The following is a 20946-nucleotide window of genomic DNA, read 5'->3' as shown; positions in this document are numbered from 1 at the left end:
CCCGCTTCAACGATGGATACTCGGATGCACACAAACCTGACCTGGAAGGCTAACTGGCCGGACACCCGGCAGCGGTTTCTCGATTGGTGGGACCGCAAGGGACTGATCGTCGGCATGTGGGGTGCGCCGGAAACCACGACGTGCCGCCACGAACAAGTGACGCCCCCGGTGGTGCCAGCCTCCATCGACGCGCGCTATTGCGACCCGGCGTTTCGGGCGGCGCAGAACCACCACCGACTGGCGCGCTCGGTGTTTCCGGCCGAGGTGCTGCCGATGGCCACGACGGACCTGGGGCCCGGGTCGCTGGCGCTGATGGTCGGCTCGCGGCCCGAGTTTGCCGAGGAGACAGTGTGGTTTCACCCCGTGTTCGAGGACGTGGCGGAGCCGGAGGCGCTGCCGCCGCTGCGATTCGACGAGCAGCACCCCTGGTGGCAGACGACGGCGGCGATCATGCGCGCGTGCGCAGCGGCGGCGCGCGGGAAGTACATGGTGGGCTGCCCGGACCTGATCGAGAACATGGATGTCCTCGCCTCGCTGCGCGGCGGCCAGACCCTGCTTTACGACATGATGGACCGCCCGGAGTGGGTGGAGCGGAAGATCTGGGAGATCAACACGCTCTGGTTCGAAACGTACCAGCGGATCTATGACATCATCCGGCTGGAGGATGGCAGCTCGGCGTTCGGCGCGTTCTATCTCTGGGGCCCCGGCAAGACGGCCAAGGTGCAGTGCGACGCCTCGGCGGCGTTCTCGCCCGACATGTACCGGCGGTTTGTCCAGCCGGCGTTGAGCGCCCAGTGCGAGTGGCTCGACCACTCGCTGTACCACCTCGACGGCACCCAGGCCATGGTGCACCTCGATGCGCTGCTGGAGATCGAGGCGCTGGATGCGATCGAGTGGACCCCCCAGGCGGGGATCGAGCGCGGCGGGCACCCCCGCTGGTACGACCTGTACCGCCGGATCCTGCGGGCGGGGAAGTGCGTGCAGGTTGTCGGCGTGGAGCATGACGACGTGATTCCGCTGCTCGACGCGATCGGGACGAAAGGTGTGTATCTAATGACCACCTTTACGGGAGAAACTGATGCGGAGCGCCTGCTCGACCGCGTGTCGGCCTATTACTAAACGCTTCCCTTCTGCATGACCCCTCTTGTCGAGCCCCCTGCGCGCCCGACCGCGCTGATCGCCTGCCGAGTGCTGGAGGCGGAGATCCGCGCGCTGGTGCCGGATCCGGGGCATTTTGTGCGGGAGGAGTGGTTTGAGGTGGGGTTGCACGACACGCCGACACGACTGCGGGAGAATCTCGCGGCGGCGATCGAGCGGGCGGAGTCCGACCCACGGGTGGAAGTGGTGGCGTTGGCCTATGGTCTTTGCGGGCTGGCGCTGGTCGGGCTCACGCCGCGGCGCTGCACCCTGGTCGTGCCCCGGGCGCACGACTGCCTGACGCTCTTTCTCGGCAGCAAGGAGCGGTACGCGCGGATCATGGAGCAGGACCCCGGGACCTACTGGTACTCCCCAGGCTGGAACCGCGAGCGCCGGGTGCCGGGGCCGGATCGCGAGGCGCAACTGCGCAAGGATTACGCCGAGCGATTCGAACCCGACCAAATCGAGGCCCTGCTGGAGATGGACCGGGAGGCCTTCGCCCAGCATTCAAACGCCGGGTACACCGACATGGGGCTGCCGGGAGACGAGCAGCAACGAGAGTACGCCCGGCAGTGTGCGCACTCGCTCGGTTGGCGATTCGATTCGCATCCCGGGGATCCGGGGCTCCTGCGAGCGCTCCTCCAGGGGACCTGCGACGATGCCCGTTTTCTCATTGTGAACCCAGGACAGAGGATTGAACACGCGGTGGATGCCGGCATCCTCCGCGCCGTGCCCGTAACTCCGCCGGCCATGCCATGACCGGCAAACCCCCATCAGCTTCTATCATGACAACACTGGAACAACTCGGACAGGCCGTCATCGGCGGCAAAAGCAAGGACGCGAAGGCGTTCACCCAAAAGGCGCTCGACGAAGGCACGGGCCCAGCCCAGCTCGTCGACAACGTGCTCGTGCCGGCGATGGCGACCATCGGCGAGCGGTTCAAGCGCGGTGAGGTGTTCGTGCCCGAGATGCTGATCGCGGCGCGCGCGATGAAGGAATCGATGCTGATCCTCGAGCCGCGCCTGGCCGCGGCCGGCGTCACCCCAAAGTACACGGCCGTGATCGGCACGGTCATGGGTGACCTGCACGACATCGGCAAGAATCTCGTGGCGATCATGTGGAAGGGCGCGGGCTTCAAGGTTGTCGACCTTGGCACTAACGTGCCCCCGGCGAAGTTTGTCGCCGCCGTGCGCGAACACTCGCCGCACGTCGTCGGCGTGTCGGCCCTCCTCACCACCACGATGCCCGCGATGGCCCAGACAGTGGCCGCGCTGCACGCGCCGGATTGCCCGCGCGTCAAGGTGGTGATCGGCGGTGCGCCCGTGACGCAGCAGTACGCCGACGAGATCAAGGCCGACGGCTATGCCGCCGACGCCGCCTCCGCGGTGGACGTCGCGCTGCGCGTGGTCGCCGCCTGATCGCGTTGGGTTTCTCCTGACTTCTCCTGTCGCCGTGGATGCAGGCCGGTCCGGCCTGCCCCGGCGATAGGGTGCTGTTTGTCCTGCCTCGTGCTTTCAACCCTCGTTCTCTTTCGCCATGGATCGCCAACTCCTTCTGAAACTCGCCGCCAGCGGACTGCGGATGCCAATCGGCACGCACCTCGTGCTGCACGAACACGCGGATCACGCGGCCATCCTGTGCGATGGGGCGCGCTTGGGTGACGTGCTGATCGAGACGGCGCGACGCTATCGGACACCGCTGGCGGTGCCGCTGATGGACCTCACGATCGAGAAGGCGGCGCTGCTGCAGGCGTGCGGGGTGCCCGAGGCGGAGGTGCCGACGTTTCATTTTCAGGGCGCGCCGGAGATCCCGGCGGTGATCCCGCTGAGCGCGGCGATGAAGACCGGCTGCGCGGCAATCGGACGCGTGAAGCAGACGAGCGATCTCGTGCCGATGGGCATGGCGATCGGGCCGTTCTCGCTGATGACGAAGCTGCTGGCTGACCCGATCACGCCGGTGTTCCTGGCGGGCACGGGCATCACCGCGCAGGAGGATCCTGAAGTCGCGCTCGTCGAGACCGCGCTGGCCGCGGCGGAGAAGGTGATCACGACCTACCTCGACGCGCAGATCGCGGCCGGGGCGAAGGCGATCATCATCTGCGAGCCGGCGGCGAACAAAGTGTACTTCTCGCCGAACCAGCTGGCGGAAAACTACGCCACCTTTGACCGGTACGTCATGGAGCCGATGCGGCGGCTGACGGCGCGGCTGACCGCGGCGGGAGTGGGGCTGGTGTTCCACGACTGCGGCGAGTTGACCGACGGCATGATCGAGCGGTTCGGCACGCTCGGTGCGGTGATGATCAGCCTGGGCAGTTCGCGTCAGCTGTGGGAGGACGCGGCGCGGCTGCCGAAGGACGTGGTCCTGTACGGCAACCTGCCGACGAAGCAGTTCTACGCGCCCCAGCTCACCGTGGCGGAAGTCGAGCGGCTGGCGCTCGAGCTCCTCGCGAAGATGCGGGCGGCGAAGCACCCCTTCATCCTGGGCAGCGAGTGCGACGTGCTGAGCGTGCCTGGTTCGGAGAAGGAGATTGCGAGCAAGGTTGATGCGTTCATGCGGGTCGGCGCGAAGGCCTGAGCGTTGCCGCAGGCGCCAAGCCGGCGCGTTTTGGCGTTGCCGGGAGGCGCGGCGGCGGGACGCTTGCGGGCGTCCCTGGCCGAGTGGGCCGGGGCATCCGGCCACATGAACACAGAACCCGTCCTCGACTTCCGCTCCACCAACGCCCTCTGGGCCAGCGTGCTCGTGGAAACGCTGGTGCGCAGGGGCGTGCGGCGCGCGGTGGTGTCGCCGGGCTCGCGTTCGACGCCGCTGACGATCGCACTGGCGCGGCATCCGGCGATGCGGGCAGTGCCAGTGCTCGACGAACGCTCAGCGGCGTTCTTTGCGCTTGGACTGGCGAAAGCCGACCTGCGGCCGGTGGTGCTCGTGTGCACGAGCGGTACGGCGGCGGCGAACTACTTCCCGGCGGTGATCGAGGCGTTTGAGAGTGCGGTGCCGCTGATCGTGTTCACGGCGGACCGGCCGCCGGAGATGCGCGCGTGCGCGTCGGGCCAGACGATTGACCAGCAGAAGCTGTATGGCGGTTACGTGGGGTTCTATCACGAGCTCGCGGTGCCAGAACTGGATCTCGGGCAGTTGCGCTACCTGCGGCAGACGGTGGCGCATGCGGCGGAGCGAACGCTGCAGCCGCAGGCAGGCCCGGTGCACCTCAATGTGCCGTTTCGCGACCCGCTGCCGCCGTTGCCGGATGGTGGCCGGGCGGCGACATTCGCAGCCACGGTCAACTGGCCGGACTTCTTCGCGCAGGTGACGGTCGGCATGCGGGTAGAACCCGAGGCGGAGTTGCCGGAGCTCAAGGTCGGCGGCCGCGGGATGATCGTGGTTGGGCCGAACCAGCCGCGGGAGGCGGAGACGTTTACGCACGCCGTCATGGAACTGGCGCGGCGGCTGGGCTGGCCGGTGCTGGCGGACGGGCTCTCGCCGATACGCAGCACGGCTGAGGGCGAAATCGTCACGACGTACGACACGATTTTGCGCAGCACGGCGATGGCGGAGCAGTTGGCACCCGAGCAGGTGCTGGCGATCGGCGGCTGGCCGACCAGCAAGGTCCTGCGGACCTGGCTGCAGAGCCGCGATGTGCCGACCTGGCTCCTGACCACGCGCTGGGACAATCGTGATGCGTTGCATGGCCGGACGCGGCTGCTGCCGACAACGCCCGCGACGCTCGCGGCGGCGCTGCCGGCGCGGCCTGATGCGCAGCCGGGTGAGTACGAAGTGCAGTGGCACTGGGCGGAGGGGCAGGTGCGCCGGCAACTCGACCAATCGCTGGCGCAGACCACCGAGCTGCTCGAGCCAAAGGCGGCGTGGCTCCTGGCGCAGCACCTGCCGGAGGAGACGCCCGTGTTCATCTCGAATTCGATGCCGATCCGCGACGTGGAGTACGTATGGCTGGCGACCCGGCGAAAGTTGCGGCCGCTGTGCAACCGCGGCGCGAATGGGATCGATGGCACGCTCTCGACGGCGTTGGGCGTGGCGGAAGGCGCCGGACGGCCGACGGTGCTGCTGACGGGCGACCTCGCGCTGCTGCACGACACGAACGGTTTTCTCCTGCGACCGCAGTTCCGCGGCTCGCTGACCGTCGTTGTCATCAACAACAACGGGGGGGGCATCTTTGAGCATCTGCCCGTGGCGCAGTTCGACCCGCCCTTCGAGCCGTTCTTCGCCACGCCGCAGGAGGCGGATCTCGGTCGGTTGTGCGCCGTGTACAACGTGCCGCACGAGGAGGTCCGGGACTGGGATCACTTTGTGTCGCTGATTCAGACGCTACCTGCGCGAGGCTTGCGCGTGCTGGAACTCCGGACCGACCGCAAGCGGGATGCCGCCTGGCGCAAGAGTCGTTTTGCGGAGCTGGCGGCCACGCTCGGTTGAGCGGAGGTCGCGAGCTTTCAGAGCGCGCTGCGGTCGCCGGGTTCGTGACAACACGCGGGGAACGGCCGCCGTGCGCGGCGGGCCTCCCGCGTCGTCCCTGCGCACGAGCAAGGGCGCTCGGGAAAAATCTATCGAAAGGCATAATGGCATAACGTGCTATTTGTAAGCAACGTACGCGCTTTTCTGAGGAGTACTCCCTAGGGCGACGTACGTAGATTTCGCTCAATTCCGCGAATGGGCGGCCGAAGTAGGCCACGTCTAACGCCTTCATGAAGAAATTCTGCACTCGCATCCTCGCTCTTCTGTTCGTCTTCGCCGCGCCGGCCTTTGCGCAGTCGAAGGTTGAGCCGCCGGTTCCCGTTCGCACGGTACAGCCCACGTATCCCAACGACCTGCGTCGTGAGGGCGTCATGGGCGTTGTCGTCATCAAGTGCGTCATCGACCAGCAGGGCAACGTCACCGAGCCCGAGGTCGAGAAGTCGAGCAACGCCGGCTTTGACCGCGCGGCGCTGGACGCCGTGAAGCGCTGGAAATTCAAGCCGGCCAAGCAGGACGGCAACCCGATCGCCCAGAAGGTCTCGATTCCGATAAAGTTCGTGTCGGACGAGGGCTGATCGTCGCGCCCCAACGCATCTCTTTCCGAGCCGTCCCAGCCAGTCTGGGGCGGCTTTTTGTTACCGGCCGCGGCAATGTGGACGCCGGCAGGGCGGGGCGGAAAACCCCTTGCACGCCGCCCGGGCAGCCGCTCACATCTGCGGCTTTGCATGGCTTACGACTGGCTCAAAGGTGTTGCCGACGAGTATGACGTGATCGTCATCGGGAGCGGTTTGGGCGGTTTGACCACCGCGAACGTGCTGGGCAAGGCGGGCCATCGCGTGCTCCTGCTCGAGCACCATTACCAGTTTGGCGGGCTGGCCACGTGGTTCACCCGCAAGGGTGGCCACATCTTCGACATTTCGCTGCACGGCTTCCCGAGCGGCATGATCAAGTCGTGCCGCAAGTACTGGACCAAGGAGATCGCCGACGCGATCGTCCCGCTGAAGCACATCCGCTTTGTGAACCCGCAGATGGACGTCTGGACGACGTTCACGCGGGAGGACTACACGCGGGTCCTGGTAGAGCAGTTCAAGCTCGAGCGCGCGCAGGTGGAGCGCTTCTACGACCACCTCCGGGCGATGAATTTCTACGACGACAACCAGGAGACGACCGGCCAGATGTTCGAGCGGTTCTTCCCCGGGCGGGACGACGTGAAGCGACTGCTGATGGAGCCGATCGCCTACGCCAACGGCTCGACCCTCGACGACCCGGCGATCACGTACGGCATCGTGTTCTCCAATTTCATGGGCGCCGGCGTGTACACGTTCCGCGGCGGCTCCGACCTGCTGATCGAAAAGATGACGGCGGAGCTCCGGCGCAACGGCGTGGAGCTGCGCAAGAAGGTGCTCGTCGAGAAGATCCTGGTGGAGGAACGCGACGGCCGGAAGGTCGCGTGCGGCATTGTCGCGAAGGGCGGCCGGGTGATCCGGGCCAAGGCGGTGGTGTCCAACGCCAACGTGAAGAACACGATCTTCCGCCTGGCGGGGGAGGAAAACTTTGCGCCGGAGTACGTGGCGGCGGCGCGCGCGGTGCGCGTCAACTCGAGTTCGTGCCAGGTGTACCTCGGCATCCGGAAGGGTGAGACGATCCCGCACATCGGCGACCTCGTGTTCACCTCGGCGAATCCGCACTTCCGCAGCGCGGAGCTGACCGACCTGCACACGACCAGCCGGACCTTCTCGGTTTATTACCCCGATACGCGGCCGGGACTCGAACGGTACACGGTGGTGGTGTCACTGAACGGTCAGTATGCCGACTGGGCGGCGATGTCCGACGCGCAGTACGAGCAGGAGAAGCAGCGGCTGATCGACGAGTCGGTTGAGGCGCTGGAGAAGTTCATTCCCGGCGTGCGGGCGAAAATCGATTGGACCGAGGCGGCGACGCCGCGGACCATCGAGCGCTACACGCGGCACATGAATGGCACGTCGTTCGGCACGAAGTTCGAGGGGCTGAAGGTGTCGATGGACCTGCCCAACCAGCTGCCGGGCCTGTATCACGCCGGGTCGGTTGGAATCATCATGTCGGGCTGGCTGGGCACGATTAACTACGGCGTGATCGTCGCCAACCAGATCGACAAGGCGCTGTTCGAGGCCAAGCGGGCAGCGGCGGAAGGCGGGGCGACGGCGGGCGCTCCCGCCTGAAGTTTTTCTCCTCGCTTGGGGCGGCGCCGCCCCGGTACGTAGGCGCCATGATTACCGTCACCGACCTGATCCCGCACCGGCCGCCCTTCCTGTTTGTGGACGAGATTGTGAGCCACACGGCCGAGGGCCTCGTGGCGCGGCGGACCTGGCGGGCGGAGGAGGACTTCTATCGCGGGCATTATCCGGGCGCGCCGATCACGCCGGGGGTGCTGCTGTGCGAGTCGGTGCTGCAGGCGGCGGCCTGCTTCATGGCGCTGAAGGCGCGCGCGGCCGGGGCGGCCCCAGGCGAGGGCGTGCCGCTGATCGCGAAGATCGGAGACGTGCGTTTTCGGACCCCGGTGTATCCCGGTGACATCGTGACCATCGAGGTGAAGCAGAAGGACGCGCTGGGCGGCTTCACGATGATGGCCGGCGCGATGAAGAAGGCGGACGGCACGCGCGTGATGTCGCTGGAGTTTTCGGTGGCATGGAAGACGCCGGAAGCGCGGTGACGACCCAGTCGCAGTTGCCGCGGCGGGCTCGTCACCGCTAATGCAGAAGGGAGAATGGAGCATGGAGAATGCCGGGGGCCGTGGTATGGGTGCCATCCGACCTCCGTCTTCTGGCCTCTGGCTTCTGACGTCCGACCTCTGGCTTCTGACGTCCGACCTCTGACCTTTGACATCTGACGGGCTTCCGGCTTCGGGCCTCTGGCTTCCGACTTCAGGCGTTTTTCGACTCGCTAGGGGCGGCTTGGCGTCGGCACCGTTCAGGGCATGGCTGACTTTCTCCAACTCACCGGCAAGACGTTCCTGGTGTTCGGCGTGGCCAACCGGAAGAGCGTGGCCTGGGCGATCGCCCGGACGCTGGAAGAGCAGGGGGCGCGTGTGGTCTACAGCGTGCGCTCCGAAGCGCGGCGCAAGTCGCTCGAGCCCCTCATGACGGGACGCACGCTGCTGGTGTGTGATGTGGAACAGGAAGGCGCAGTCGAGCGACTGGCGGCGGAGGTGTCCGCCCAAGGTCTGGCACCGTTGCACGGGATCGTGCACTCGATCGCGTTCGCGAACTACGCGGACGGATTCAAGGCGTTCCACGAGACGAAGCGTGCCGATTTCCTGCAGGCCACGGCGGTGTCGGCTTTCTCGCTCGTGGAGATCGCCCGGGCCTTCAAGCCGTACCTGGTGCCGAAGGCGTCGGTCGTGACCATCGGCATCTCCTCGTTGCTGGTAACGCCGGACAACTATGGCTACATGGGGCCGATCAAGGCGGCGCTGGAGTCGACGGTGCGCTTCCTGGCAAAATCGTGCAGTACCGAGACGGGGGTGCGCTTCAACGTCGTCGGCGCGGGACCGCTCAAGACCAGCGCCTCGGCAGGGATTCCCGGGTACATCGAGAGCTACCTGTACGCGGAGAAGCTCACGTTCCGGAAGAAGAACCTCGAGACGCAGGAAGTCGCGGACACCGCGGTCTTCCTGCTGAGTGAACGCAGCAGCGGCATCAATGGCGCCACGTTGGTGGTGGATGCGGGCCTCGGCTCGAACTACTTCGACCAGGAGATCATCCGGCTCGCGATGCGCCCGACGGCGCCCGAGGCGACGGGCCATTGAACCGAAAAGGCGTCAGGCGCGCGGAACGTGCGGCGGCCGGCGGCGCCCGGTGTGGCCGGGGAGCAGGGCGGGCGCTGACTTCGTTCTTGGCACTGGGGCCCTGTTGACCGGAACCTTCTTCCGTCATGCGTTTTGACCACGTTTGCATCGAAGCTCTCGGGACCGCCTTGCCGGAGGAGATCTGGACCTCCGCGGCGATCGAGGAGCGGCTGCGTCCGTTGTACGACCGGCTGAAGCTGCCGGCCGGACGGCTGGAGCTGATGACCGGCATCCGGGAGCGGCGCATGTGGCCGGAGGGCACGCGTCCCTCGGACGCCAGTGCGGCGGCGGGGAAGGCGGCCTTGGCGCGCTCGGCGCTGCCGCCGGAGGCGGTGGAGCTGTTCATCCATGCGGCCGTGAGCCGCGACATGCTGGAGCCGGCGACGGCATCGTTTGCGCACCAGAAGATCGGGTTGCCGGCCTCGGCGCAGATTTTCGACGTTTCGAACGCGTGCCTCGGTTTCCTGAACTCGCTCACGTTGGCCGCGGCGATGATCGAGTCAGGCCAGATCCGCTGCGCGCTGGTGGCGTCGGGCGAGAACGGCCGGCCGCTGGTCGAGCAGACGCTGCGCACCCTGGTGGAGCAGCCCCTGTCGCGGAACGCGATCAAGCCCTTCTTTGCCAACCTGACGATTGGCTCCGGCGCGGTGGCGGCGGTGGTATGCCACGAGTCGCTGGTGCGCGGCCGAAAGCACCGCCTGCTCGGCGGCGTGGCGCGGGCGGCGACGCAGCATAGCGCCCTGTGTCAGGGTGACACCTACGGGGCCGAGTCCCTGGCGATGCAGACGGATGCGGAGCAGTTGTTGATCGCCGGCGTGCAGCTCGCGCGGGAGACGTGGCGGCGGTTCGCGGCGGAGCAGGGAGAGACCTACACCCGCTACATCTGCCACCAGGTCGGCAGTACGCACCGGCGGAAGCTTTACGAGGCACTGGGGTTGGACGAGGCGAAGGACTTCTCGAGTTTCGAAACGCTCGGCAACACCGGCTCGGTGGCGCTGCCCGTCACGCTGGCGCGCGCGGTGGAGCAGGGGGCGGTGCGCGACGGCGATCGCGTCGGCCTGTTGGGCATCGGCAGCGGCCTGAACTGCCTGATGCTGGCGCTGGAGTGGTGACCATGACCTCCCTGCCGACCAACCTGCCCACCTGGCTGACCCGGGAATATCCCTTCACGCCGCGGACGTTTGTCACGCCGCGGGGCGCGCGGATGAGCTACCTCGATGAAGGCCCCCGCGTGGAGCGCGCGGTGGTCATGCTGCACGGCAACCCCACCTGGTCCTTCTACTACCGGCACCTGGTGCAGGCGCTGGCGGGGCAGTGCCGTTGCGTCGTGCCCGACCACATCGGCATGGGCCTTTCGGAGAAGCCGCAGGACTATGCGTACACGTTGGCGACCCGGATCGCGGACGTGGAGGCGCTGCTCGAATCGCTGGGGATCCAGCAGGTCGACCTGCTCGTGCACGACTGGGGTGGCGCGATCGGCTTCGGCCTCGCGGGGCGCATGCCCGCGCGCGTCGGCCGCATTGGCATCCTGAATACGGCGGCGTTCCCGCTGGACCGGATTCCGGCGCGCATCGCGGTCTGCAAGGCGCCCGGCGTGGGTCCGCTGCTGGTCCGCGGGTTGAATGGGTTTGCCGGGCCGGCGACGTGGATGGCCATGCACCGCCGGCGACTGACGCGACAGGAGAAACGGGCGTACCTGTTCCCCTACGACACGTGGGAGCATCGCGTGGCGGTAAGCGCGTTCGTGCGCGACATCCCGATGCACCCGCAGCATCCGAGCTGGGCGACGCTGGTCGAAACGCAGCGGGGCCTGGAGCAGTTTCGAGACCGGCCGATCACGATTGTGTGGGGCGGGCGCGACTTCTGTTTCAACGACCTGTTCCTGGCGCAGTGGCGGCAAATTTTCCCCGCGGCGGACATCACGCGGCTCGCGGACGCAGGCCATTATGTGCTCGAGGACGCGCGCGAGGACGTGGTGCCGCAGTTGGTGACGTTCTTCACGCGGTCGCGTGCCTGAGCCGGCGGCGCGACCGGAGGCATGGCCGCGCCTGCGGTCCGGAGAATCCCCGCCGTAGCTGCTTGAGGCCAAACCTCGCGCAGTCACTTGGGCAGGCGGCCGGAGGGCGGAGTTCCGCCGGCGGTTAACGCATCGCCTTCTCGAGCTCGCGCCGTTGGAGGCGAAGGAGGTCGAGCTGGCGCTGGAGCTCCGCCTTCTCGGCCTTGGTCTTCGCATGGGCGATCGCCTCGATGAGATCCTTCTCGTCCTCCATCAGGCTGACGCGTTCGCTGGCCACGTTCTTGCGCACGTCGGCGGATTCGCCGCCGAAGATGGCGAGCGGCTTGGTGATACGGGAGTCGTTCAGTGCCTTGTCGAGCTCGGTGGGCTTGGTGAGCTTCTGCTCGCGCGCGATCTGCTGGTTTTGGAGAGCGAGCTGCTGATCGAGAACGGTGATGCGCTCCTTCTTGACCTCCATCTTGGGCAGCAGCGTGGCGTCCTTGGCGTCGGACTTGGAGGCCGGTTCCGGAATCTCGCCCGGGCCGGTGGCCACGATCGGATTACCGTTGGCGGTGGCAGTGGTGGGAGTCGGTGCGGCAGCAGGCGTCGCCGGCACGGGAGCAGGAGCAGCCTGAGCGGTGGCTGGAGCCGGCGGCGGGACGGTCGCGGATGTGCGTGCCGGAGTCGCAGGCTTGCGGGCCTCCTCCGCGAGCCGCGCCTTGAGCATCTCGTGCGCGCTGGGTGTGGCTGTTTCCTCGCTGGCGACAGCGACGCTGGTCAGGAGGAGAACGCACGGGATGAGAGGGTGGCGGGAGATCATGAACACAGAGCGGCAGGGTAGGCTGGGAATGAGGTGAGTCGAGGGGATTGACTGACCCGATCTCGACGGGTTCCGGCGAAGTGTGAGTGGCTGCCGGACGCGCACTTGCGACGGTCGGACTGAATCTCCATAAACGAGGCGATGATCACCACCCGGGCGCGCGGACTTGCCAATCTCCACGCCGTCACGACCACCCTCGTGGTCGGGGTGTTTTTCTGGGTCTATGCGGAGCTGATCATGCGCTACGTGCCGGTGGTCCGGCTCAGCCGGGAGGTGAACCTGCTGCCGTATTTCTTGTGTGTCATAGGCGGCATGGTGCTGGCGGCGCGCGACGTGGCGCGGCTCGTCGGTCGATCGCATTGGACGCTGCTGGGCGAGGCAACACGCGTGGCGGCGAAGACGGTCGGGCTGATGGCGGCACTCACCTTCACGATGATGTTCGCAACGCAGGACCGGAGCATCAGCCGGTTGTTTCTTGGCACGTTCCTGGTGTGGACGTGGCTGATCGTTGCCCTGCTCAACGTCTGGCTCCCGGGGGCGCTCTCGCGGCTGGTTTTCCAGCGCGGGCATCGGTTGCCGACCGTTCTGGTCGGCCGCGTGGCCGCCCTAGGCACGCTCAATGCCTGGCTCGCGAGCAAGGAAGCACTGGGCTTTGTGCCGATCGGAATCCTGTCCGACGACCTGCCGCCGCCGGAGGGAACGATGCCCGTGCCGCGGTTGGGGGGAGTCGCCGATCTGGCGCGCATCCTCACGGAGCGGCCGGTCGGACAGGTCATGCTCCTGGAGCTGCCGCCCACGGACGCGGAAGCACGCACGCTGATCGAGATCTGTCGCGAGCACGGCTGCCGGTTGCTGATTCGCGACAACTTGGGCGAGCGGTACACGCATCCGCTGGTGCCGATCCTCGAGGATGGCCATCACTTTTACACCCTGCAGGAGGAGCCGCTGGAGGATCCGTTGAACCGGCTCACCAAGCGGGCCTTCGACCTGGCCATTGCGCTGCCGATGGTCTGCCTCGTGCTCCCGCCGCTGTGCGCCTGGGTGTGGTGGATGCAGCGGCGTCAGGCGCCGGGGCCGCTCTTTCATGTCCGGGAGCGGCGCGGCTGGCAGGGTGAGTCGTTTCGCATGCTGAAATTCCGGTCCATGCGCGTGGCACCGGACGACGCCGTGGCGGAAGCGCGGCAGGCCACGCGGGAGGACGACCGGATTTTCCCCTTCGGCCGATTCCTCCGGCGACGGAGCCTGGATGAGTTTCCGCAGTTCTGGAACGTGTTGCGCGGCGACATGAGCATCGTCGGACCGCGTCCGTACATGCCGCGACTTGATGAAGAGTTCCGGCAGCACACGCGCGGCTATCGCACCCGCTACTTTGTGAAGCCGGGCATCACGGGCCTGGCGCAGAGCCTCGGTTACCGCGGTGAAGTGCTGGAGCGGGAGATGCTGGTCCGCCGCGTGTACTGGGACCTGCACTACATCAACCACTGGTCGGTGTGGCTCGACCTGCAGATCACGGTCCGGACCCTGCTCCAAATTCTGCGGCCACCGCAGAGCGCGTACTAGGATAGGCGCCCGGGGACGGCGTCCACGCGCCGCCAGGGATCAGACGGAGATACGGCCGCTGGTGGCCTCGTCGGGCGAAGGCAGGACGATGACTTCCGCGGCAACCAGGGCATCGTAGGCCGCCGTGGCGTCGGGCGCCTCAAGCAGCTGCGAAATGATATTGGTCTTCTGCACCATCAGACAGAGCCGGGCGAGCGTGTGCAGGTGAATGCGGTCATCCTCGCAGCCGATCAGGAAGAAGAGCTGGGTCGGCCGACCATCCGGGGCGCCGAACGGGATCGGCTGGATCGTGCGACCGAGCACGATGAACGAAGCCTCGAAACGATACGGCGCGTGGTGTCGGGAGTGCAGGAGGGCGAGTCCGCCGGGCAACGCGGTCGAGCAGAGCCCCTCGCGTTCCTCGACGCTCGCGAGCAGCTCGCGTGCGTCGTACACGAGGCCGGTCTTGTCGGCGAGGGCGACCATGTCGCGGAGGATGGACGCGCGGGTCTTGGCGGACAGCGCCAGGTCGATGTGGGTGGCCTGGAGGAGATCGGGGATGAGTGACAGGTGCGGAAAGATGCTGCGCGTACCGCGGACCGACTTGGCGTGGTAGATATCGAGGCGTTTGTCGGAGAAACCGAGGATCCGCTTGGAGGCCCAGGCGTCGACGTCGCTGCGGAGAAAAACGGTGCGGCCACCGCGGTTCGCGTGCGGCAGGTCCGCTTCGCGCATGAGACGTTCCACGTCACCCGGACTCAGGTGAAGGTAGTCCGTCAGTTCCTCGATGGAGAGGGTACGGTGCGGCATGACGCCCGGAGCATAGGCATGCCGCGGAGAAAGGAAAACCCGCAGTGGAGGCCGGGGCGGAACAAAATCCTGGCGCATTTTCGCCAGTAGATTCGCGTATCCGGGTGCCGGGTGCGGGGTTCCGGGAACAGTCAACGGGCGGACGGTCGGAGTTTCCGGTGGGCAGGAACCGCATTTCCCCCCGCGGGGCAAAATGCGGCGGGGGATTTGACGTGCCGGAGGACGACGTCAGACTGCGCGCTTTCCTATGCACCGCCTCGTCCGCGCGCTCTGGCCTGTGGCCCTCTGGATGGGCGTCGTTTTCACCCTGTCGACCGACCTCGGATCGGCGACGCACACGAGCCGGATTCTCACGCCCGTGCTGCGGTGGCTGCATCCTTCGATCTCGGCCGGCGGGATTGAGCTGGCCCACCTGCTGGTGCGCAAAACGGCGCACACGTTCGAGTATGCGGTGATGGCGCTGCTCTTGATTCGCGCCCTGCGCATTACCTGGGCGGTCCCGCGGGAGCGCTGGTCGTGGCCCATGGCGGGCTGGGCGCTAGCCGGCGCCGCGGGCTATGCGATGACCGACGAGCTACACCAGTATTTCGTGGGCTCGCGCGGGGCGTCCCCCTACGACGTGATGATCGACACCGGCGGCGCCATGCTGGGACTGCTGCTGGCCTACACCTGGACTTGGTGGCGGAGTCGTCGCGGACCGCCGCCAATGCTCGCAGGAGACCCGGTGCAGGACATTTCCGGCTGAACCGGCGGACGCCGCGGCCTCAGCTGACGTACTTCTGCACGATCGGGATCCGGCGGCCGACACCGAACGCGAGCGGGGTGATCTTCAGGCCGGGGGCGGCCTGCTTCCGCTTGTACTCGTTGAGGTCGACCTTGCGGACGACGTCGTTGACGACGGCTTCGGCAAAACCCTGTTCGACCAGGTCGCGGCGGGAGAGCCCCTGTTCAACGTAACCTTTGAGAATGGCGTCAAGGACGTCGTACGGCGGAAGGGAATCCTGGTCGATCTGGCCCGGCCGCAGCTCGGCACTGGGCGGCTTGGCGATGGTGTTCTGCGGGATGATTTCGCGCTCGCGATTCAGCCACCGGGAGAGGGCATACACCTGGGTCTTGAAGACATCACTGATCACGGCGAGACCACCGGCCATGTCACCGTACAGCGTGCAGTAACCCACGGCCATCTCGCTCTTGTTGCCCGTGGTGAGAAGCAGGGCGCCGAACTTGTTGGAAAGGGCCATCATCAGGACGCCACGGATGCGGGCCTGGATGTTCTCCTCAGTGACGTCGCGCGGGAGCGTCTTGAAGAGCGAAAAAAGCGACTTCTCGCATTCGGCGACCGGGCCGGCGATGTGCATCGTTTCGAAGCGGATGCCGAGATTGGCGGCGAGGATGCGGGCATCGTCGCGCGAGTGCTGGGATGAAATCGAGGACGGGAGCGACACGCCAATCACGTTCTCCTTGCCCAGCGCCTCGGTGGCGATGGCGGCGACCAGGGCGGAATCGATGCCCCCAGAGAGGGCGATCAAGGCGCGTTTGAAGCCGCTCTTGTGGGCATAGTCACGCACGCCGAGCACCAAGGCGTCGAAGATGTCGGCCTGCTCATCCTGGGCGTAGCTCGCCGACGTCACGGCCGGAGCAGCGGCGGCAGCACCGCCGACGTCGACAACGCGCAGGTCCTCCCGGAACGCGTGGAGGCCGGCGAGGAGGCGGCCCTCGGCGTCGCAGGCGAGGCTGCGGCCGTCGAAGACGAGCTCATCGTTGCCGCCAATGGCATTCACATAAGCGACAGGGCACCCCAGCACGCGGGCGGCATCGGCCACGAGCGTGTGCCGGACGTCCTCCTTGGTGGCGTACCAAGGGGAGGCCGAAAGGTTGATCATGAGATCGCAGCGCTTTGCCGCGAGGTGCTCGAGCGGCATCATGCCGTTGTAGAGCCGGCGCGTGCTGATGGTTGGATGGGTCCAGATATCCTCGCAGATGGTGATGCCGAGGCGCTTGCCCTGGAACTCGATGACCTGGGGCTCCGGGGCGGGTTCGAAGTAGCGGTCCTCGTCGAACACGTCGTACGTGGGGAGGAGGCACTTGTGCGTGACCGCGACGACGCGGCCAAGGTGGCAGAAAGCAGCGGAGTTGAGAAAAGGGCGGCCCTTGCCGGTGGGGTTGGGCTCAACCGTGCCGAGGAGCGCCGGGACGGCCCCGACCTGGGCGGCGATCTGGCTCAACGACTCTGCCACATCGGCCACGAAGCGGCGTTTGAACAGCAGGTCGCGCGGCGGGTAACCGCAAACCACAAGTTCCGGAAATACCACGAGTTCGGCGCCCTGGTTCACGAGTGCCGTGTAGGCGTCGAGAATCCGGCGGCGATTGCCGGGAAGGTCACCAACGATGGTGTTGATCTGGGCGAGGCCGAGACGCATGGGAGGTGCGAAGGTGGACACGTTTGCGGAATCTGACAACTCGCAAGCCCGGCGGCCCGGAGTGGCGGAATGGACGTGGGGCTTGCGCTCACTGGGCGCCGCCCGAATCATGTACCTTTCCGCCGTTTTGCGCGTCCGGGTAAGGGAGGTTCTGTGACGCGCCGCCTCCTGCAACTTGAATACACGTAGCCAAAATCATTCGTCGCCCGCCGGGGCCCAACGTCCGGAAGCGCGTCCGCCGCTGATCCTGGCGTCGGCATCGCCGCGACGGCGTGAGCTGCTCGGCGAGCTGGGCGTGCCCTTTGAGGTCGTCGTGGCGCAGGTGACCGAACACGAGGAGTCCTCGACCGATCCGCGTGTGATGGTGGCGCACAACGCCGCGCTCAAGGCGGACTGGGTGGCGATGCGCCGGCCTGACGCGATCGTGCTCGGGGCCGACACGACGGTTTACATCGACGGGGCGGCGCTGAACAAACCCCGCGACTTGGACGAGGCGCGAACGATGCTGCGGCGGCTGAGCGGCCGGACGCATACGGTGTTCACCGGCCTGGCCATCCGTCATTCGGCAACTGGACTGCGCATCGACGAGGGTGTGGCGAGCGAAGTGACGTTCAAGGTGCTCGATGACGCCGCGATTGAGGCGTATCTGGCGCGGGTGCACGTGCTGGACAAGGCGGGCGCATACGCGATCCAAGAATACGGCGAGCTGATTGTCGCAAGTCACTCAGGATCTTGGACGAACATCGTCGGCCTGCCGCTGGAAACAACGAAACAAATTTTGACGCAGTGCGGTCTGCTCGGCATGACTCAGCCGGTTACGTCCCGTCGCGCATGAGCGAAGCCACCGCCAACACGTTCCTCCCGAATTACCTGCGGCGGTTCTGCGCGCGCGTTTGGGATCCGGAGGCGCGTTCGACGACTATCGGCGTGGTCGGAGCGATCCTCGTGCACCTGTTCCTGTTCTGGGTGGGGCCGCGCCTCCTGCGGTTCGAACATGTCGGTGGGGTGCTGCATCACCGGCCCGTGGAGCGGCAATTCAACATCGAGATGGAGCCCGAAACCTTCGAGGCGCCGAAGGCCCAGCAGAAGAGCCTCCCGCAGCAGTTCGTCGAAACGAACCCGGATGCGCCGGAGAACATTCCGGACCAGACCAACAATTTCGGCGCACAGAACCAGCAGGTGGCCCAGGAGAAGCCGACGCCGAACGGCAAGAGCGAGCGGCCGGCCATGGAGGGCAAGAAGGACTTCGACTCCACGCAGATCGTGAGCGGCCAACTCCGGAAGCCGACCGAGCAGGCGCAGCCACTGCCGATGCCCGAAGTGCCGCCGGTGCCCGCCAGCGCAGCGCAGCCGCGCGCGGAACAGAACCCGTTGCCTGGGTTTGAAAAGCTCCTGGGCAATGCCCCGGATGCGTACGGAACGACCAAGGCGCCGGATGCTGACCGCCCGCGTGACGTGCCCGAGCGCGTCGAGGGCGAGAAGGACGCGCCGATCGTCGATGGCGCCATGGGCATGCGGCCGGCGATCGACCCCCGGCGCCCGCGTCCGCGTCCCACGATCGTCACGCAGCAGCAGGTACGGCCGGCGATTCTCGCCGAAAACAAGATCGGCACGGCCAACGTCGGCATCACGGCGATCAACGCGAAGTTCTCCAACTATGGCGCATATTTGCAGCGGCTCGTCGAGGCGGTGCAGATCTCGTGGGATGATCTGCTCTCGGCCGGGAAGACCTATCCGCCCCCTGGCACGTATGTGGTGGTGCGTTTTGCCCTGAACTCGAAGGGTGGCATCTCGCGGATTGTCGAGGTGGACAATCACTCGAGCGATCTCGGCAGCCGCGCGTGTGTCAGCGCGATCACGAATCGCGCGCCATACGGTGAATGGACCGAGGACATGATCGCCGTGCTGGGCGAGGAGTCCGAGCTCGTGTTCACCTTCTATTACCAGTGAACCCGGGCGAACGCTTCTGGGCCGGACTGCCATTCGGCCGTGGCGTGACGATTCTCACGCGTGACGAAAACGGCTTGGTGGCGCTCGAGAAACCCGCCGGGGTGCTGTCGCATCCCAACGAGCCCGCGGACCAGCCGCGCTCGCTGCTGAACGCGCGGTATGCCATGGACGGCGAGTTCTTCGAGTGGACGCCCGCGACCGGCGTCGAGCCCGGGCAAACCGCGGTCGGCCCGCAGCGGTTGTGGCTGCTCAACCGGCTCGATTCGGCGACTTCGGGCGTGATCCTGGCAGCGACAAGCGCCGAGCTGGCGACGGAGATCCGCGCGGGATTCAAGCGCAAGCAGGTGCGCAAGGTTTACCAGGCGCTGGTGTTCGGCCACCCCCGACAGCCGCTGGAGTTGTGGCGCGACCGACTCGCGGTCGCGAAACACGGAGGGATGATTCGTTCGGCGGCGGGCGCGGGAAACATCCCTGCGGAGTGCCGCATGACGCTGGTGCGAATCGGCCGCGGGGAACCGCGGGTGGCGTTGCTGAAACTGGAGCCACGAACCGGGCGCAGTCATCAGCTGCGCGTCCAGTGCGCCAAGCGCGGGCTGCCGATCATCGGCGACCAGACCTACGGAGACTTCGCCCGGAACCGGGAGTTCGCGAAGCTCGTGGGCACGAAGCGGCTTTTTCTGCACTCACTCGAAACGGCGTTTGATTACGAGTGGCGGGGACGCCGCTACAGCTTTTCGGCCCACGCGCCGTTGCCGTCGGAGTTCCTGCAGCGGCTCTGACGCGCCTGGCCAACCGCCGGCGCAGGTGGGCAGGCGTGGCCACGCTCCCTGTCATCGCCGTTTTCCTGCTTTTCGCCGCCGGTTGATTCGGTTCAATGACCGGTTCGCCATGATCATTCCCAAGTCGCATCAGCTCACTCCGAACCAGATGGCCGAAGTCACGAAGATCGTGACGGAGTTCGGATGCAGCATCCACCCGATCGTCGGCGCGATGCGGACCATTTACGCTATCCTCGGCGACGAACGTGACGAGTTGATGATCAATCGGTTGGAAGGCCTGCCCTACGTGGAGCGGATCGACCGGATCCAATCGCCGTTCAAGCTGATGGACCGGCGCTCCGACCTTTCCACCCACCGGATCACGATCGGTGGCGCCACGCTGGGCGACGAGTTGTTCGTGATCGCCGGCGCGTGCACGATCGACCCGAAGAACCCGAACCTCTTCTACGAGACGGCGGCGGCGGTGAAAGAGGCGGGAGCTAATATGCTGCGGGGCGGAGTCTGGAAGCCGCGCACGAACCCCTATGCGTTCCAGGGTGATGCGCGCTCGATGGACATCCTGATGGAGGCCTCGCGGCGCACCGGGCTCCCGGCCGACACCGAGGTGATGGAAGAGGCGCAGATCAAGGTCGCGCTTGATGCGGGGGTGACCTGCCTGCAGGTCGGCGCGCGCAACGCGCTCAACTATTCGCTGCTGCGTGCGATCGGACGTGAAATTGCGGAGCGGCGGGACGTCGTGGTGTTGTTGAAGCGCAGCATTCACATGGGCCCGCTCAACGAGTTCATCTCGGCCGCCGAGTACATCGCGTCCTTCGGCAATCCCAACATTCTGCTCTGCCCGCGCGGCACGACGCCAACGCTCGACGGCTACCGCAATCATCCCGACGAAAGCATCACGCCGCTGTTGAAGGAAAAGACCTGGGCGCCGGTGGTTGTCGATCCCTCGCACTCGGTGGGCAAGGCCTCGTACGTGCCGGCCTGCGCGATGGCGGCGGTGGCGTATGGCGCGGATGGTCTCTGCATCGAGACGCACGTCAGCCCGAGCGAAGGCATCGGCGATGATCCGAAGCAGTCGATCACTCCGGCGGTCCTGGCCGACACGATCACCCGCGCGCGACAGATCTGGGCGCTGCGGCACGACACGGCGGTGGCCTGAGGCCGCCGCGGAGTCAGTTCGTCGGCCGGGGCAGGGGGCACCTGCCTCGGCC

Annotated in this window: 20 protein-coding genes; 17 read left to right on the top strand and 3 right to left on the bottom strand. The window is 66.6% G+C overall.

The features are described 5' to 3' along the window. Positions 1-12: 12 nt before the first annotated feature. The 11 genes from DB354_RS11470 to DB354_RS11420 all read left to right on the top strand — a co-directional run bounded on the left by DB354_RS11470 (position 13) and on the right by DB354_RS11420 (position 11441). A complete protein-coding gene (locus tag DB354_RS11470) occupies positions 13-1119 on the top strand; it encodes a hypothetical protein (RefSeq protein WP_146180200.1) in 1107 nt (368 codons plus the stop codon). Positions 1120-1134: 15 nt separating this feature from the next. After that, complete coding sequence (locus DB354_RS11465) at positions 1135-1896, top strand: DUF1638 domain-containing protein (protein ID WP_107835763.1); 762 nt, start codon at positions 1135-1137, stop codon at positions 1894-1896. 26 nt (positions 1897-1922) lie between these two features. Then, positions 1923-2555 (top strand): corrinoid protein, encoded by a 633-nt coding sequence (locus DB354_RS11460; protein WP_107835762.1) that lies wholly within the window; start codon positions 1923-1925, stop codon positions 2553-2555. A gap of 118 nt (positions 2556-2673) precedes the next feature. Further along, on the top strand, positions 2674-3711 hold the full coding sequence (locus DB354_RS11455) for a uroporphyrinogen decarboxylase family protein (RefSeq protein WP_107835761.1): 1038 nt from the start codon (positions 2674-2676) through the stop codon (positions 3709-3711). Between the two features lie 105 nt (positions 3712-3816). Continuing rightward, a complete protein-coding gene (gene menD, locus DB354_RS11450; protein WP_107835760.1) occupies positions 3817-5562 on the top strand; it encodes a 2-succinyl-5-enolpyruvyl-6-hydroxy-3-cyclohexene-1-carboxylic-acid synthase in 1746 nt (581 codons plus the stop codon). Between the two features lie 269 nt (positions 5563-5831). Beyond that, on the top strand, positions 5832-6176 hold the full coding sequence (locus tag DB354_RS11445) for an energy transducer TonB (RefSeq protein ID WP_107835759.1): 345 nt from the start codon (positions 5832-5834) through the stop codon (positions 6174-6176). 150 nt (positions 6177-6326) lie between these two features. Then, the gene (locus tag DB354_RS11440; RefSeq protein ID WP_107835758.1) at positions 6327-7799 is read left to right on the top strand and encodes an FAD-dependent oxidoreductase; all 1473 of its coding nucleotides are present in this window, start codon (positions 6327-6329) and stop codon (positions 7797-7799) included. A 47-nt stretch (positions 7800-7846) separates the two neighbouring features. Beyond that, positions 7847-8290 carry a beta-hydroxyacyl-ACP dehydratase gene (locus tag DB354_RS11435; protein ID WP_107835757.1) on the top strand — a complete coding sequence of 148 codons (444 nt, stop codon included), beginning with the start codon at positions 7847-7849 and terminating at the stop codon, positions 8288-8290. Positions 8291-8554: 264 nt separating this feature from the next. Continuing rightward, the gene (locus tag DB354_RS11430; RefSeq protein ID WP_107835756.1) at positions 8555-9385 is read left to right on the top strand and encodes an SDR family oxidoreductase; all 831 of its coding nucleotides are present in this window, start codon (positions 8555-8557) and stop codon (positions 9383-9385) included. Between the two features lie 125 nt (positions 9386-9510). After that, a complete protein-coding gene (locus DB354_RS11425; RefSeq protein ID WP_107835755.1) occupies positions 9511-10536 on the top strand; it encodes a 3-oxoacyl-ACP synthase III in 1026 nt (341 codons plus the stop codon). 2 nt (positions 10537-10538) lie between these two features. Next, positions 10539-11441 (top strand): alpha/beta fold hydrolase, encoded by a 903-nt coding sequence (locus DB354_RS11420; RefSeq protein WP_233256621.1) that lies wholly within the window; start codon positions 10539-10541, stop codon positions 11439-11441. Positions 11442-11565: 124 nt separating this feature from the next. On the opposite strand, the gene DB354_RS11415 is transcribed toward DB354_RS11420, so the two are convergent. Then, on the bottom strand, positions 11566-12240 hold the full coding sequence (locus tag DB354_RS11415; protein ID WP_107835754.1) for a hypothetical protein: 675 nt from the start codon (positions 12238-12240) through the stop codon (positions 11566-11568). A 141-nt stretch (positions 12241-12381) separates the two neighbouring features. Here DB354_RS11415 and DB354_RS11410 point away from each other — a divergent pair, with 141 nt between their 5' ends. Beyond that, positions 12382-13800 carry an exopolysaccharide biosynthesis polyprenyl glycosylphosphotransferase gene (locus DB354_RS11410; protein ID WP_107835753.1) on the top strand — a complete coding sequence of 473 codons (1419 nt, stop codon included), beginning with the start codon at positions 12382-12384 and terminating at the stop codon, positions 13798-13800. 39 nt (positions 13801-13839) lie between these two features. Here the strand turns inward: DB354_RS11410 and DB354_RS11405 are convergent, their stop codons facing one another. Continuing rightward, positions 13840-14589, bottom strand: a complete 750-nt coding sequence (locus DB354_RS11405) for a PTS sugar transporter subunit IIA (protein WP_158277493.1) — start codon at positions 14587-14589, stop codon at positions 13840-13842. A gap of 247 nt (positions 14590-14836) precedes the next feature. On the opposite strand from DB354_RS11405, the gene DB354_RS11400 reads away from it, so the two are divergent. After that, complete coding sequence (locus DB354_RS11400; RefSeq protein WP_107835751.1) at positions 14837-15334, top strand: VanZ family protein; 498 nt, start codon at positions 14837-14839, stop codon at positions 15332-15334. Between the two features lie 19 nt (positions 15335-15353). Here DB354_RS11400 and DB354_RS11395 read toward each other — a convergent pair whose 3' ends face one another. Beyond that, the gene (locus tag DB354_RS11395) at positions 15354-17009 is read right to left on the bottom strand and encodes an NAD+ synthase (RefSeq protein ID WP_107835750.1); all 1656 of its coding nucleotides are present in this window, start codon (positions 17007-17009) and stop codon (positions 15354-15356) included. Positions 17010-17184: 175 nt separating this feature from the next. On the opposite strand from DB354_RS11395, the gene DB354_RS11390 reads away from it, so the two are divergent. From DB354_RS11390 to DB354_RS11375, 4 genes are all read left to right on the top strand, one after another. Beyond that, complete coding sequence (locus DB354_RS11390) at positions 17185-17844, top strand: Maf family protein (RefSeq protein WP_107835749.1); 660 nt, start codon at positions 17185-17187, stop codon at positions 17842-17844. Further along, complete coding sequence (locus DB354_RS11385; protein ID WP_107835748.1) at positions 17841-18959, top strand: hypothetical protein; 1119 nt, start codon at positions 17841-17843, stop codon at positions 18957-18959. The genes DB354_RS11390 and DB354_RS11385 overlap by 4 nt, the downstream gene beginning before the upstream one ends. Beyond that, positions 18956-19738 carry a pseudouridine synthase gene (locus tag DB354_RS11380; RefSeq protein WP_233256620.1) on the top strand — a complete coding sequence of 261 codons (783 nt, stop codon included), beginning with the start codon at positions 18956-18958 and terminating at the stop codon, positions 19736-19738. Before DB354_RS11385 ends, DB354_RS11380 begins: the two co-directional genes overlap by 4 nt. A gap of 109 nt (positions 19739-19847) precedes the next feature. Next, positions 19848-20894 (top strand): 3-deoxy-D-arabino-heptulosonate 7-phosphate synthase, encoded by a 1047-nt coding sequence (locus DB354_RS11375; protein ID WP_107836049.1) that lies wholly within the window; start codon positions 19848-19850, stop codon positions 20892-20894. Positions 20895-20946 lie beyond the last annotated feature (52 nt).

Origin of the sequence: Opitutus sp. ER46 (assembly GCF_003054705.1) — a bacterium.
Lineage (GTDB): Bacteria > Verrucomicrobiota > Verrucomicrobiia > Opitutales > Opitutaceae > ER46.
Note: the sequence above shows the minus strand (reverse complement) of the source record. Positions and strands in the feature narration are given on the sequence as shown.